The organism is Aeromicrobium marinum DSM 15272 (genome assembly GCF_000160775.2).
Taxonomy (GTDB): domain Bacteria; phylum Actinomycetota; class Actinomycetes; order Propionibacteriales; family Nocardioidaceae; genus Aeromicrobium; species Aeromicrobium marinum.
Genome location: NZ_CM001024.1, coordinates 1,687,997 through 1,702,665 on the forward strand (window position 1 = coordinate 1,687,997; position 14,669 = coordinate 1,702,665).

A 14,669-nucleotide genomic window follows, 5' to 3' on the forward strand; every position below is an offset into this window, starting at 1 on the left:
GATCCTAGCCGCGGGCCCGGACACCCAGCTCGCCGTCGTGCACCACCACGGCCACGTCGCCCTGACGGTCGGTGCGCCACCACGACATGCCGTGGTCGTCCACCAGGTCGACGGCGGCCGGGGCAGGGTGTCCGTAGGTGTTGTCGCGACCGGCGCTGAACAGGGCGACCCGCGCGCCGGTCGCGAGGAAGAATCCCGGGTCCTGGTCGGCCGAGCCGTGGTGCGGCACCTTCAGCACGTCGGCGGCGAGGTCGACCCCGGACCGCAGGAGCGCTCGCTGGGCCGTGGGCCCGACGTCGCCGGTCAGCAGGAAGCGGGTGCCGTCGACCGTCACCGACAGCACGACGCTGACGTCGTTGCGGTCGGCGTCGACCTGCCGGCCGGTCGTCGAGGGGCGGGGCCACAGGACCTGGAAGTGCACCCCACCGACGGTGAAGGCGTCCCCGGCCGCCACCGGACGCCGGGGGACGCCAGGGACCTCGGGCCCGCCGGAGCTGCCCACCAGCACCAGGTCCACCTGCCGGCCGGTCGTCACCCCCGCCCACCCGTCGACGTGGTCGGCGTCGGCGTGGGTGAGCACCAGGGCGCGGACCCGCTCGACACCCAGTCGGCTCAAGCACCGGTCGACCGGCCGGTCCTCCATGCCCGTGTCGATCACGACGGCCTCGCCCGGTCCGGTCGCGACGACGGTGGCGTCGCCCTGGCCGACGTCGCAGCTCACGACCGACCAGCCGGGCGGCGGCCAGCCGGGGTCGGGCGGTCGCCACAGGGCCACGGCCAGCCCGCCGGCGAGGCCGAGCAGCAGCACCGGGCGTCGGGCCGTCCACCACAGGGCCACCCCCGCCACCGGAGTGACGAGCAGCAGGGTCCACCACGGGCCGGGCCACGCGACCGAGGCGCCGTCGAGCGCCGATGCGGCGCGACCGACCCCGATGATGGCCGCCGCCGGGGCCGCGGCCGCCCACCCGATGGCCGAGCCGACAGGAACCGACACCACGGCCACCAGGCCGGCGAGGAGGCCGAGGACGGTGGTCGGCGCGACGAAGGGCCCGGCGACGAGGTTGGCCGCCACGGCGACCAGGGACACCTCGCCGGTCAGCTGGGCCAGTGCGGGCGTCACGGCCAGCTGGGCGGCGGTCGGGACGGCGACGGCCACCGCGAGCCAGCGTGGCAGCCAGGCAGCGAGCCGCGTCGTCAGCGACGGTCCGAGCACCAGGATCCCGGCGGTCGCACTGACCGACAGCACGAAACCGGCCGAACGGGACAACCAGGGGTCGAGGAAGACCAGGGCGATCACGGCCCAGCCGAGCGCGCGGAGGCCACCTCGGCTGCCGTAGCCGAGGGCGGCCAGCCCGACGGCGCCCATCGCGGCCGCTCGGACGACGCTCGGGTCGGGACGGGCCAGACAGACGAACCCGACGATCGCGAGCACGCCGACCGGCCACAGGAGCCGGCGCCGCACACCGGCCAGACGGGCCAGCACGAGCACGGCACCGAGCACGATCGTCAGGTTGGTGCCGGAGACCGCCAGCAGGTGGGTGAGCCCGCTGCGCCGGAAGTCCTCGGAGAGGTCGTCGGGCACCGCCGAGTCGTCTCCGTCGACCAGCGCCGGCACCAGCGCACGAGGGCCGGCAGGGGCGGCCGACATGCCCTGCCGGATCCCCTCGCGCACCCGCTCGGAACCCTCCCACCACCAGGGGGCGTCCCGCGGGGCGTCGGCCCGCAGGACGCGCAGGACGGCGACCTCGTCGCTCGAGTCCGACGGCGCAAGCCGGGCCCTGACGACACCACGCCGACCGACCACCCACGACTCGGCTGTGAGGCCTGCCGGGCCGCCGGCTCCGAACCCGGTCGCCCGTCCGTCGACGTCGATCGTGCGTCCGTCGACGCTCACCCGATCGACCACCAGGCCCACCACCACCCCCGGCCGACCCTGGCCCTCGAACACCCGGGCGTCGCGTCGCACCGTCACCTCGGCCGTGACGACGCGGCCCTCCGATGCCAGCTCGCTGACCGGTGAGGACTCGACGGTCGCCAACCGCCAACCGGTCGAGGCGGCCACCACCGTGACCACGAGGCACAGCAGGACGAGCCATGGGCGCCGACCGGCCACTCCCGCCACGAGCAGCGCCACGACGGCGACCAGCACCGCCGTGCGGGAGGACGGTCCTGCCGGTCCGACGAGCAGCGCCGCCGTGAGCCAGCCGGCGACGGCCGGCGCGACCACTCGCAGGTCGGTGCTCACACCGTGACGAGGTCGCGGAGCCGGTCGAGCGTGGCCTCGCCGATGCCGCTGACGTCCAGCAGGTCGTCGACGGAGGTGAACCGACCGTTCTCGGCACGCCACGTGAGGATCGACTCGGCCGTGACGGGTCCGACTCCGGGCAGCTCGTCGAGGTCGGCCGCCGTGGCCGTGTTGAGGTTCACCGGACCGGTGGCGCCGGAAGGCCCTCCGCCGGGCACCACCGGCACGACCGGGTCGATGCCGACCAGCAGCTGTTCGCCGTCGGACAGGACCCGCGCCATGTTCAGGGCGGTGGTGTCGACGTCGCCGACGACTCCCCCGGCGGCAGCGAGCGCCTCGTGGACCCGGGAACCCGGCGGCAGGGTCACGATGCCCGGCCGCGCGACGCGGCCGACCACGTCGACGACGAGGTCGGGACCCGCGGCAGCTGTCGGGCCCGCGGTGGTGGACTCGGCCACCGTGCCCGACGAGCTCGCGAACGCCACCGGACCCCCGGCCGGTTCCTCGCTGGGGCGCCCGGCCAGCAGGTGCCACGCCAGCAGCACGCCCGCCGCGGTCGCCAGCACCCCGACCGCCCGGACGTGGCCGCCGGTCAGTCGTCGGCGAACCTGCTCGTCGGTGTGCACAGGCGCCTCGTCGTCCGGCGGCGGCAGCTGGGCGTCGAACGACGCCGCGAGCCGGGCCAACCGGCGCCGCGCCACCTCGGCTCGGGTCTCCTCCGGTTCGCTGAACACGCGGTCGACGCTAGGCCTCCGCAACGCTCGGGGCCACGACCCTCGGCCGGCCTGTGGACAGTCTGGCGGGCGGTCGCTCCTGAGGACAACGGCCCGAACTTCAGCGGGTCAGTGCGGAGTGACGGTGACGGCGACCGTGCCCGGGCCGACGTGCGCCCCGATGACGGCACCCACCTCGTCGACGGGCACCGACTCACGCCCGAGCGATGTGGCCAGACGCGCCGCGAAGGCCTCGGCCACCTGGGGGTTGGCGAGGTGCTGGACACCGATGTCGGCGGGACCGTCGCCCGCTGCCTCGGTGGCGAGCACCTCCATGCGGGCCATCGCTCGCGTGCTGGTGCGCACCTTCTCCAGCGGCACCACGAGTCCGTCGGAGATCGTCAGCAGCGGCTTGACGGCCAACGCCGATCCGAGCAGCGCTGCAGCGGCGCCGACGCGGCCGCCCCGGCGCAGGTAGTCGAGGGTGTCGACGTAGATGAGCGCGGTCGAGGCCGCGCCGGCGGCCCGGGCGACCTCGGCGACTTCCTCGGGCGTGACTCCCTCACCCCGGGCGCGGGCCGCGCGGCCAGCCGCGAATCCCGTCGCCAGTCCGACCTGGCGGGAGTCGACCACCGTGACCGGCACGGGGGCATCCTTGGCGGCCAGCACGGCGGAGTCCAGCGTGCCGGACATCCGGCTGGACAGGTGCACCGAGACGATCGACGTCGCACCGTCGTCGGCGAGCCGCCGGTACACCTCGCCGAACTCTTCGGGGTTCGGCCGGGACGTGCTGACCGGCAGGAAGTCCTTCAGGGCTGCGGCGATGACGTCGGCGGAGACGTCGTGACCCTCGGTGAAGGTGTTGGCACCCACGATGACGCGCAGCGGCACCACCACGATGCCCTCGCGCCGGGCGTCCTCGGCCGACAGTGACGCTGTGGAGTCGGTGACCACCGCGACTCCCCCGGGGAACGCGGAGGACTTCTGGGTACGTCGTCGCCCGGCCATGCGAGGAGTCTAGCGAGCGAGCACGACGCACCTGATCCACCGAACCCGACCACGGGCCGAGCGTGCACAGCCCACGCGACCACGCCGACGCGACCATGGGCCGAGCGCAGCGAGGCAGGGGCCCGGGCGAAGCCCGGCACCGGCGAGGAACGAGCCGGTGGTGCGGCGAGCCTGAGCACCGGCGAGGAACGAGCCGGTGGTGCGGCGAGCCTGCGAGTCGCGCCCCCTAGACGACCACGTTCACCAGCTTCGGCGCGCGGACGATGATCCGCCGGATCTCCTGGCCGTCGATCGCCCGTTGCACGTTCGGTTCGGCGAGCGCCAGCGCGGTCAGCTCGTCGTCGCCGGCGTCGGGCGCGACGTCGAGCGTGGCCCGCACCTTGCCCCGGACCTGCACGACGCAGGTCACGGTGTCCTCGACCAGCAGGGCGGGGTCGGCCACCGGGTACGGCTCCCGGGTGAGCGAGTCGTGGTGCCCGAGTCGCGCCCACAGCTCCTCGGCGAGGTGGGGGGCGAACGGCGCCAGCATCAGCACCAGGGGCTCCACGGCACCCCGGGTCGCGCCGCCGACCTTGGTGAGGTGGTTCGTCAGCTCGATGAGCTTGGCGATCGCGGTGTTGAAGCGCAGGGCCTCCATGTCGGCCGCGACCCCGTCGATCGTGCGGTGGACGACCCGCATCGTCGCGGGATCGGTGTCGGTGTCCGTGACGACCGACTCCCCCGTCTCCTCGTCGACCGTGAGGCGCCACACCCGCTGCAGGAAGCGCTGGGCCCCGACGACGGCGCGGGTGTCCCACGGGCGGGACACGTCGAGCGGACCCATGCTCATCTCGTAGACCCGGAACGTGTCGGCGCCGTAGGCCTCGTACATCTCGTCGGGGGTCACGACGTTCTTCAGGCTCTTGCCCATCTTGCCGTACTCGCGCTGCACCGGACTGCCCTCATGGGTCCAGGTGGTCGTGCCGTCGCCGGCGACGTGCTCCTCGACCTCGTCGGCCGGCACGTAGGCGCCCCGGGCGTCGGTGAAGGCGTAGGCCTGGATGTAGCCCTGGTTGAACAGCCGCTGGAACGGCTCCTCGCTGCTCACGTGGCCGAGGTCGAACAGCACCTTGTGCCAGAAGCGGACGTAGAGCAGGTGCAGCACCATGTGCTCGACGCCGCCGATGTAGAAGTCCACACCTCCGGCGTCGTCGGGCCGCCGGTCGGTCTGGGGGCCCATCCAGTACCGCTCGTTCTCGGGGTCGGCGATCCGGTCGGGGTGGTGCGGGTCGGTGTAGCGCAGCTCGTACCAGCTGGAGCCGGCCCAGTTGGGCATGGTGTTGGTCTCGCGGCGGTACCGCTGGACGCCGTCGCCGAGGTCCAGGTCGACCTCGACCCACTCACGGACCCGGCCGAGCGGCGGTTCGGGCTCGCTGCCCGCGTCCTCGGGCTCGAAGGTGCGGGGCGAGTAGTCCGGCACCTCCGGCAGCTCCACCGGCAACATCGACTCCGGGAGGGCGACCGGGTGCCCGGCGGCGTCGTACACGATGGGGAACGGCTCGCCCCAGTAGCGTTGGCGGCTGAACAGCCAGTCCCGCAGCCGGTAGGTGGTGGTGCCGGTGCCGTGGCCGTGGGTCTCCAGCCACTGCACGACGGTGGCCTTGGCGTCGGCGACGGCCAGTCCGTCGAGGTCGAGATCGCCGTGGCGGGACCCGGTCGCGACGCCGTCGCCCATCCAGGGCAACGAGCCGTCGCCACCGTCGACCACGACGGGCATGGGCAGCCCGAAGGCGGTCGCGAACTCGAAGTCGCGCGCGTCGTGGGCGGGGACGGCCATGATCGCCCCGGTGCCGTAGCCGGTCAGCACGTAGTCGGCCACGAAGACCGGGACCTGCTCGCCGTTGACCGGGTTGGTGGCGAACGAACCGGTGAACACGCCGGTCTTCTCGCGGTTCTCCTGCCGCTCGACCTCGGTCTTGGCGGCGGCGCGGGCCCGGTACTGCGCGACGGCCTCCGCCGGATCACTCGCGCCACCCGTCCAGCGTGGGTCGGTGTCGTCGGGCCAGGCGTCGGCGACGAGGGCGTCGACCAGCTCGTGCTCCGGGGCCAGCACGAGGTAGGTGGCACCGAACAGGGTGTCCGGTCGGGTGGTGAACACGCGCACCGGCTCGACCGAGGTCGCGAAGTCGACCTCGGCGCCGCGCGACCGACCGATCCAGTTGCGCTGCATCTGCTTGCCGGACTCGGGCCAGTCGACGCGGTCGAGGTCGTCGATCAGGCGATCGCCGTAGGCCGTGATGCGCAGGTTCCACTGCCGCATCCGTCGCTTGAAGACCGGGAAGTTGCCGCGCTCCGACCGGCCCTCGGCCGTGACCTCCTCGTTGGCCAGCACCGTGCCGAGACCGGGGCACCAGTTGACCGGCGAGTCGCTCACGTAGGCCAGCCGGTGGCCGTCGATGACGTCGGGGTCGTCGGTCCCCAGCTGGTCGACGAGCTCGGCGATGGGGCGGGCACGCTGCTGATCAGGATCGAACCAGGACCCGAACAGCTGCAGGAAGATCCACTGCGTCCACCGCACGAAGTCGGGGTCGATCGTCGCGAACGACCGACGGTCGTCGTGACCGAGTCCGAGCCGGCGCAGCTGCCGGCGCATGTTGGCCATGTTGGCCTCGGTGTTCGCACGGGGGTGCTCGCCGGTCGAGATCGCGTGCAGCTCGGCCGGCAGTCCGAACGCGTCGTACCCGAGCGCGTGCAGCACGTTGTGGCCGAGCATGCGGCGGTGACGGCCGACGACGTCGGTCGCGATGTAGCCGAGCGGGTGCCCGACGTGCAGTCCGGCGCCCGAGGGGTACGGGAACATGTCCATCAGGAAGTACTTGGGGGCCGAGGCGTCGCCCGCGAGGTCACCCACGGGGTTCGCGGCGTGGAAGGTGCCCTCGGCCTCCCAGCGGTCCTGCCAGCGCGCCTCGATCTCGGCGGCCAGCTCGGCGGTGTAGCGCTGCGGCGACGGGACGGACGACATCGGCGGGGTGGTCACCGGTCGATCCTATCGACGCGGCCGGCGACCCCGGCGCGGGCTCAGTCCCCCGCGAGCGACGGCAGGAGGTCCGGCAGCTGGTTGTCGACCATCGACAGCGCCGAGCCGATCGCCATGTGCATGTCGAGGTACTGGTACGTGCCCAGCCGGCCACCGAAAAGGACCCCCGACTCGCTCTCGGTGCGGCGCCGGTAGGCCAGCAGCCGCTCGCGGTCCTCCGGCGTGTTGACCGGGTAGTACGGCTCGTCGTCGCCCTCGGCGAACCGGGAGAACTCGCGCATGATGATGGTCTTGTCCGACCGGTAGTCCCGTTCGGGGTGGAAGTGCCGGAACTCGTGGATGCGGGTGTAGGCGGTGTCGGAGTCGGCGTAGTTCATGACCGGCGTTCCCTGGAAGTCACCGATCGGCAGCACCTCGGACTCGAAGTCGAGCGTGCGCCACGACAGGCGGCCCTCGGCGTAGTCGAAGTACCGGTCGACGGGTCCGGTGTAGACCACCGGCACGACGCCGACGGTGGCCGACTTGTTGGCCTCCTGGCCCTCGTCGAAGAAGTCGGTCGACAGGCGCACCTCGATGCCCGGGTGGTCGGCCATCCGCTCCAGCCAGGCCGTGTAACCGTCGACCGGCAGGCCCTCGTGGGTGTCGTTGAAGTACCGGTTGTCGTAGGTGTAGCGCACGGGCAGGCGGCTGATGACCTCCGGCGGCAGCTCGGTGGGGTCGGTCTGCCACTGCTTGGCTGTGTAGTCGCGGATGAACGCCTCGTAGAGCGGGCGGCCGATCAGGCTGATGCCCTTCTCCTCGAGGTTGCGCGCCGTGGAGGAGTCGAACTCGTCGGCCTGCTCGGCCAGCAGCGCACGCGCGGCGTCCGGGCCGTGGGCGCTGCGGAAGAACTGGTTGACGGTGCCCAGGTTGATCGGCAGCGGGAACACCTCGCCGCGGTGGGTGGTGTAGACGCGGTGCTCGTAGTCGGTGAAGTCGGTGAACCGGTTGACGTACTCCCAGACCCGCTCGTTCGAGGTGTGGAACAGGTGCGCACCGTACCGGTGGACCTCGATGCCGGTCTCCGGGTCGGTCTCGCTGTAGGCGTTCCCGCCGAGGTGGTCGCGCCGGTCGATCACGAGCACCTTCAGCCCACGCTCGGCGGCCCGTTCGGCCACGGTCAGACCGAAGAAGCCCGACCCCACGACGAGAAGATCTGCTGAGACCACGAGTGAATCCTTGCTGCGTCGACGACATGAGGGCGGCCCAGACCGGATCGGACCGCGACGCACCACCGTACCGGACGGTCTCCCCGGCTAGACTCGCTCCGATCCCGCGGGCCTCGACGTCCCGCAGCCACGCAGCCCAGGAGTCCCTGTTGGTGGAACGAACCACACCCGGCACGACCGAGCTCGTCGACCCGGGACGCGGTGCGGGGCTGGTCGACGTGGTGCGTCGGCGCTACCTGCTGAGCCTGCTGATCCGCAAGGACGTCCAGGTCCGGTACCGCGGCTCGGTGCTCGGATGGGCCTGGTCGTTCGTCAAGCCCGCTGCTCAGTTCACGGTGTTCTACTTCGCCCTGGGCGTGTTCCTGCGGCTCAACCAGAGCATCGAGAACTACCCGATCTACCTGTTCTCCGGGTTGATCCTCATCAACTTCTTCAGCGAGGCGTTCTCCAACGCCACCAAGGCGCTGGTCGACAACGGGGCCCTGATCAAGAAGATCTACCTGCCCCGCGAGCTCTTCCCGGTGTCCATGATCGTCGTGGCGCTGGTCAACTTCCTGCCGCAGATGCTGATCCTGCTGGGGGTGTGCCTGTTCAACGGCTGGGACCCCAGCGTCGGTCAGGTGGCCGGTCTGTTCCTCGCCGGGTTGATCATCATGATCTTCGCCCTGGGGCTCGGCATGCTGTTCGGCGCGGCGAACGTCTCGTTCCGCGACTCCCAGAACTTCGTCGAGCTGATCGTCATGGTCGCCCCGTGGGCGTCGCCGGTCCTCTACCAGTGGAGCATGGTGCGCGACGTCGTGCCGCAGTGGTTGTTCACGCTGTACCAGCTCAACCCGATCACGTCGGCGGTCAACCTGATGCACTCGGGGTTCTGGGAGCCCACCACGGGTGAGGCCAGCACCGCGGCACCCGACACGGCGCTGTTCGCGGCGATCGGCCTCACGACCTCGCTGCTCGTGCTCGCGACCGGTCAGTACGTCTTCCGTCGTCTGGAGGGTCGCTTTGCCCAAGACCTCTGACGCGCCCGTGGTCGTCACCGACCCCCGGGCGTGCATCGTCGTGAGCGAGGTGCGCAAGACCTTCCTGCTGCGCCACACGCACTCGCTCAAGGAGTCGTTCATCGCGCTGATCCGCAAGAAGCAGATCAGCTCGACGTTCAACGCGCTCGAGGGGGTCGACGTGACCGTCCGCGAGGGTGAGTCGGTCGCGCTGCTGGGGTTCAACGGTTCGGGCAAGTCGACCCTGCTGAAGCTGATCTCGGGCGTCCTGCGCCCCGACGCGGGCAGCATCCGCACCCGCGGTCGCATCGCCGGTCTGATCGAGGTCGGGGCAGGGTTCCACCCCGACCTGTCGGGCCGCGAGAACATCTACCTCAACGCGGCGATCCTGGGCATGGGTCGAGACGAGATCGACGAACGCTTCGACGACATCGTCGCGTTCAGCGAGATCGAGAAGTTCATCGACACCGAGGTCAAGCACTACTCCTCGGGCATGTTCCTGCGCCTGGCGTTCTCGGTCGCCATCCACACCGAGGTCGACATCCTGCTGGTCGACGAGATCCTGTCGGTGGGCGACGAGCCGTTCCAGGCCAAGTGCCTCGCCCGCATCCGCGAGCTGCACGACGCCGGCAAGACCCTCGTGGTCGTGAGCCACGACCTGGACATGGTCGCGCGGCTGTGCGACCGCGGGGTGGTGCTGCGCGAGGGCCGGGTCGTCTTCGACGGCGACGCCACCGAGGCGGTCGAGCACCTCCGCGCCCGCTGACCCCCACCCCGACCCAGAAGTGCTCCCGAATCAACCGATCGCGCTGTCAGAACGGTTGATTCGGGAGCACTTCTGGGTCGGGGTCTGGGGGGTGGGGGTCAGCTCAGGGCGCAGTATGCCTCGACCTTCGGGGTCGGCCCCGACACGATCAGCTCGTCCCCGACCGTCACGTAGGTGTCGGCCTTCGCGTAGGTGAAGTCCTCGCCCCGCGTCTTGAGGCCCACGACCGTCACCCCGTACTTCTGACGGACGTTGGACTCCGTCAGGGTGCGGTTGGTCGTGCACTCCGGCGCCTTGGTGCGTGCGATGGCGAAGCCGTCGTCGAACTCGATGAAGTCGGTCATCGTCCCGGTGACGAGGTGGGCGACCCGCTTGCCCATCTGCGACTCGGGCCGGATCACGTGCGTCGCCCCGACCCGCTCCAGGATCGCCGCGTGCTTGCCGCTGATGGCCTTGGCCCAGACCTCCTGGACCCCGAGGTCGAGCAGGCCCAGCACCGTGAGGACGCTGGCCTCGATGTCGGTACCGATGCCGACGACCGCGATGCTGAACTGGTCGGCACCGATCTGGCGCAGGGCCTCGGTGTCGGTCGTGTCCGCCGCGACCACGTGCGTGAAGTCGCTGGCGTACTTCTGGACGATGTCGGCCCGCTCGTCGACGGCCAGCACGTCGTGGCCCAGCTGCACGAGCGAACGCGCCACCGCCGAGCCGAACCGGCCCAGCCCCAGCACGATGACCGGTGCGGTGGGTGAGGTGTCCTTTGACTTAGCCAATGATCGGTTGCTCCTCGGGAAGGTGGTAGCGCGGCACCCGGCGACGCAGCACGAATGCCGACGCTGCCGCGATCGTACCGACGCGTCCCACGAACATCAGGACCACGAGCACCATCTGGGCACTCGCGGGTAGGTCAGGTGTGAGTCCGGTGCTCAGCCCGGCCGTCGCGAAGGCGGACGTGCACTCGAACAGTACGTCCTCGAACGTGCCGCCGGACAGCAGCATCACCGCCATGGTCGCCGACGTCACCAACATGACGGCGAGCAGGGCGATCGTGAGGGCCGTGCGGATGACCGGTGCGCTGATCCGGCGGACGCCGACCGTCACGTCGGGATCACCGCGCAGCTCGGCCAGGATCACGTAGGCGAGCAGCAGGAAGGTGGTGATCTTGATGCCCCCGGCCATGCTGGCGCTGCCTCCGCCGATGAACATCAGGATCGTGCCCAGGGTCAGGGTCTCGCCCCGCACACCACCCCAGTCGAAGCTGTTGAGGCCACCCGAGCGCGGCATGATGCCCCCCTCGAGCCCGGACACCAGCTTCTGTCCCCACGACAGCGGGCCCAGCGTGTCGGGGTTGCCCCACTCCAGCAGCAGGAAGGCCACCGCGCTGGACCCCAGCAGGAAGAGCGATCCCCACACCGTCAACCGCGCGTGGATCGTCCACCGGCTCGGTCGTCGCCACCCGCGGAACAGCTCGGCCAGCACCGGGAAACCCATGGCGCCGAAGAACACCCCCACGCAGATCGGCAGGATGATCAGTCCGTCGCCGGCGTACCCGACGAGGCTGTCGCTGTTCAGCGAGAATCCGGCGTTGTTGAAGGCCATCACCCCGTGGAACACGCCGTGCCACAGGGAGGTGCCGAAGTCGTCGAAGTAGGTCGCCCGGTACCGGGCCGTCAGCATGATCGTGACCGCGGTCTGGAACAGCAGCATGGTGATGGCGACCCGTCGGAACAGCGGGCGCACCTCCCCCAGGCTCACCACGTGCATGTCGACCTGCGCGACCATCTGGGTGCGAAGACCCAACCGGCCGCCGATGAACAGGCCGAGGACGGTGGCCATCGCCACGATGCCGAGGCCTCCCACCTGCACGAGGAACAGGATGATGCCCTGCCCGGCGGGCGACCAGTAGGTGGAGGTGTCGACCGAGGCGAGCCCGGTGATGGTCACCGCGGAGGTGGAGGTGAACAACGCGGGCATGAACTCCGGTCCACCGCCGCCGGACCGGGCGAACGGCATCAGCAACAGCAGGGTGCCGAGGGTGATGAGAGCCAGGAAGCTCAGGGGAAGCAGCCGGACCGGATGGGCGATCGCGGCCGGGATAGCCGGTCGACGCACACCGCGACGCTACACCGGACCCGGGGTCGACGTGGCAGGATCCCCCAGCCCGTCGCTCGGCACGCCCGACCGACCGTCAGCCGGACCGTCGGGCGAAGGCGGCCCGGTAGGCCAGCTTGCGCAGCCGTTCCGGCACCAGCCGGTAGATCCCCCGCACGGCCACGTTGCGCCAGCGCTGGACAGGGGTCGTGAACCCGATCCGCGCGAAGGCGGCCTGCAGGGCCAGCTCGGACCGCAGCAGGGCCCAGCCGCCGCGCCGGCCGTAGGCCCCGTCGCCGATCCGGTAGAGGACCAGCGCGTCCGGGACGTTGTCGACCTGCGCGCCGGCCATCAGCATCCGCGCCCACAGCCAGTAGTCCTCGAGCATCGCGAGGTCGCGGTAGCCGCCGGCTGCCGCGACGGCGCTCGCCCGGTACACCACCGACGGGTGGTGGAACGGCGACCTCAGCCGCGCCTGCTGCGCGATCGCCTCGGCACCCTGCGGGACCGGTCGGGTCCGGGTCGTGCCGGCTGCGTCGCCGAACTCGGTGATGGCGCTGCCCACCACGTCGAGCCCGGCCGCGATCCGGGGGATCTGGACGGCGAACCGTTCGGGCACCGACACGTCGTCGGCGTCCATCCGCGCGACCACGTCGTGGGCGACCTCGGCGAGTCCCGCGGCCAGGGCCTCGGCGAGCCCGCTGTTGCGGGACAGGGTCACCAGCCGCACGGGGACGACGGACCCGGCGACGATGCCGGCCACGGTGGCGGACAGGTCGTCGCCGACCGGCCCGTCCTGGACCAGGACGACCTCGTCCGGTCGCAGGTGCTGGTCGACCGTGACGCTCCTGAAGGCCTGCTCGACCTGCTCGGGCCTGTCCCCGGCGTAGAACGGCATCAGGACGCTGAAGGACGGCAGATCGGCGTTCATCGCCCGTGCTCCCAGGCCTGCTGCACCCGATCGAGCTCGGCGACCACGTCGAGCACGTCGGGCGGGACACCGGCCCCGGCCAGCACGACCGCGTTGGGGCGCGGCGGACGGCTGCGTGCGTCGCCGACCCCCCGCCGCCAACCGTCGGCGATGACGGCGCGGTCCTGCGAGCGTCGCCAGGTGCGGATCCACCGCCGGGCCGTCGACAGCACGAACACCGCCTTCTCGCGCGGCAGCAGTCCGCGGGCGTGGCGGAACACCCAGAGCTTGTTGCGGACCTCGAAGTAGAAGCGCGGCCCCGGATCGGCATCGGTGTCGGCGAGCGCTGCGGTCTGGTGCAGGACCACACTGGCCGGGACGGCCAGACCGAGCGAGCCCGCGATGATCCGGGTCGAGTACTCGAAGTCGTCGTTCCAGATGAAGTAGTCGGCGATGGGCAGCCCTCGCTCCCGGACGGCCGAGACCCGGTAGATCGAGGAGACGAACGAGACGGACCGCACCGCGACACCGCCTGCGGCGCTCGCGTTCTCCCGCGCCGTCCGGGACGCGAGGGCCCAGGGCCGGGGGGTATTCATCGGGTGCTCGCGCCCGTCGGTCCACTCGGCCCTCGAGCACAGGGCGTCGACCGGCGTCGCGCTGGCGTCGGCGGCGGCCAGGAGCGCGGCCAACGCTCCCGGGGCCGGCACCACGTCGTCGTCCATGACCCAGATCCAGGTCGGGTCGTGCCGGGCCAGGGCGGTCGCCATCGCCGTGGCGAAGCCTCCCGCACCGCCGGTGTTGACCTCGAGCCGGACGAGGTCGACCCCGTCGCGCTCGGCGACCTCGGCGGACCCGTCGGTGGACGCGTTGTCGACGACCACGACCGCCGCCGGCCGGTGCGTCTGGGCGGCCAGGGCCTCCAGCGTCTCGGCCAGCAGCGGCCCCCGGTTGTACGAGACGACGACGGCGGCGACCCGGGTCGGGCGGGCGGGGCCGGTCACGGGACCACCGGGGAGCGACCGGCGAGCAGACGCTCCGCGAGCTCCAGGTCGCCGGGCAGGGTGATCTTGAGGTTCGTCTCCTCGCCGTCGACCAGGCCGATCGTCACGTCCGGCAGATGGCGGGCCACGACCCCGCAGTCGTCGGTCGCGGTGTCGTCGCCCTCACGGACGGCGGCCGCGTGGGCGGCTCGCAGCACCTCGGCCCGGAAGGCCTGCGGGGTCTGCACCCGTCGCACGCGGTCCCGCACGAGCACCCGTTCGAGGGTCCGACCGTCGGCGGAGGCCTCGACCACGGTGTCGGCCGGAGCGACCACGGGGGTCACGGCACCGAACTCCCGCAGCGCCGTCCGGCAGGCCTCGACCAGCGCCCGGCTGACCAGCGGTCGGGCGACGTCGTGCACGAGCAGGTGGGTGACGTCCTCGCCGATCACGGCCAGGGCCTGACGAGTGCTCTCGGCACGCGTCGCTCCCCCGGCCACGACGGCCGCGACCCGGGGGTGGGCCCCACCGCCCACGAGCCGGCGCGCCTCGGCCAGATGGTCCGGTTCCATCACCAGCACGATCTCGTCGACGGCGGAGCACCCACCGAACACCTCGAGGCACTGCTCGAGCACGGTGTGCGGACCCAGGGGAAGGAACTGCTTGGGGCGACCGGCGCCCAGGCGGGTGCCCGTGCCGCCCGCGAGCAGGACGGCGACGGTCGTCATGCCACG

At 71.7% G+C, this 14,669-nt stretch carries 12 protein-coding genes; 2 read left to right on the forward strand and 10 right to left on the reverse strand.

Annotation, left to right across the window (positions count from 1 at the left end; genetic code table 11):
* Positions 1-4 precede the first annotated feature (4 nt).
* The 5 genes from HMPREF0063_RS08630 to glf all read right to left on the reverse strand — a co-directional run bounded on the left by HMPREF0063_RS08630 (position 5) and on the right by glf (position 8,190).
* On the reverse strand, positions 5-2,245 hold the full coding sequence (locus HMPREF0063_RS08630) for a ComEC/Rec2 family competence protein (RefSeq protein WP_007078282.1): 2,241 nt from the start codon (positions 2,243-2,245) through the stop codon (positions 5-7).
* Entirely contained in the window at positions 2,242-2,979 is a 738-nt protein-coding gene (locus HMPREF0063_RS08635) for a ComEA family DNA-binding protein (protein WP_040320203.1), read from the reverse strand. Before HMPREF0063_RS08635 ends, HMPREF0063_RS08630 begins: the two co-directional genes overlap by 4 nt.
* Positions 2,980-3,087: 108 nt before the next feature.
* Positions 3,088-3,966, reverse strand: a complete 879-nt coding sequence (locus HMPREF0063_RS08640; protein ID WP_007078284.1) for a DegV family protein — start codon at positions 3,964-3,966, stop codon at positions 3,088-3,090.
* A 226-nt stretch (positions 3,967-4,192) separates the two neighbouring features.
* The gene (leuS, locus tag HMPREF0063_RS08645; protein WP_007078285.1) at positions 4,193-6,982 is read right to left on the reverse strand and encodes a leucine--tRNA ligase; all 2,790 of its coding nucleotides are present in this window, start codon (positions 6,980-6,982) and stop codon (positions 4,193-4,195) included.
* Positions 6,983-7,023: 41 nt separating this feature from the next.
* Positions 7,024-8,190 carry a UDP-galactopyranose mutase gene (gene glf / locus HMPREF0063_RS08650; RefSeq protein WP_007078286.1) on the reverse strand — a complete coding sequence of 389 codons (1,167 nt, stop codon included), beginning with the start codon at positions 8,188-8,190 and terminating at the stop codon, positions 7,024-7,026.
* Between the two features lie 152 nt (positions 8,191-8,342).
* On the opposite strand from glf, the gene HMPREF0063_RS08655 reads away from it, so the two are divergent.
* Positions 8,343-9,209: an ABC transporter permease gene (locus tag HMPREF0063_RS08655; RefSeq protein ID WP_245527699.1), complete on the forward strand. Its 867-nt coding sequence runs from the start codon at positions 8,343-8,345 to the stop codon at positions 9,207-9,209.
* Positions 9,193-9,954, forward strand: coding sequence for an ABC transporter ATP-binding protein (locus HMPREF0063_RS08660; RefSeq protein ID WP_040320205.1), 762 nt, complete (start codon positions 9,193-9,195; stop codon positions 9,952-9,954). The genes HMPREF0063_RS08655 and HMPREF0063_RS08660 overlap by 17 nt, the downstream gene beginning before the upstream one ends.
* A 98-nt stretch (positions 9,955-10,052) precedes the next feature.
* Here the strand turns inward: HMPREF0063_RS08660 and HMPREF0063_RS08665 are convergent, their stop codons facing one another.
* The 5 genes from HMPREF0063_RS08665 to ispD form a co-directional block, all read right to left on the reverse strand.
* Entirely contained in the window at positions 10,053-10,727 is a 675-nt protein-coding gene (locus HMPREF0063_RS08665) for a potassium channel family protein (RefSeq protein WP_040320206.1), read from the reverse strand.
* Complete coding sequence (locus HMPREF0063_RS08670; protein WP_007078290.1) at positions 10,720-12,066, reverse strand: TrkH family potassium uptake protein; 1,347 nt, start codon at positions 12,064-12,066, stop codon at positions 10,720-10,722. The genes HMPREF0063_RS08665 and HMPREF0063_RS08670 overlap by 8 nt, the downstream gene beginning before the upstream one ends.
* A 76-nt stretch (positions 12,067-12,142) precedes the next feature.
* Positions 12,143-12,976, reverse strand: coding sequence for a glycosyltransferase (locus tag HMPREF0063_RS16955; RefSeq protein WP_007078291.1), 834 nt, complete (start codon positions 12,974-12,976; stop codon positions 12,143-12,145).
* On the reverse strand, positions 12,973-13,956 hold the full coding sequence (locus HMPREF0063_RS16960) for a glycosyltransferase (RefSeq protein ID WP_007078292.1): 984 nt from the start codon (positions 13,954-13,956) through the stop codon (positions 12,973-12,975). Before HMPREF0063_RS16960 ends, HMPREF0063_RS16955 begins: the two co-directional genes overlap by 4 nt.
* A complete protein-coding gene (gene ispD / locus HMPREF0063_RS08685; protein WP_007078293.1) occupies positions 13,953-14,663 on the reverse strand; it encodes a 2-C-methyl-D-erythritol 4-phosphate cytidylyltransferase in 711 nt (236 codons plus the stop codon). Before ispD ends, HMPREF0063_RS16960 begins: the two co-directional genes overlap by 4 nt.
* Positions 14,664-14,669 lie beyond the last annotated feature (6 nt).

Coding starts and splice junctions, on each gene's coding strand:
- HMPREF0063_RS16955 (WP_007078291.1), bottom strand. CDS start 12,976: ATGAACGCCGATCTGCCGTCCTTCAGCGTCCTGATGCCGTTCTACGCC.
- HMPREF0063_RS08640 (WP_007078284.1), bottom strand. CDS start 3,966: ATGGCCGGGCGACGACGTACCCAGAAGTCCTCCGCGTTCCCCGGGGGA.
- ispD (WP_007078293.1), bottom strand. CDS start 14,663: ATGACGACCGTCGCCGTCCTGCTCGCGGGCGGCACGGGCACCCGCCTG.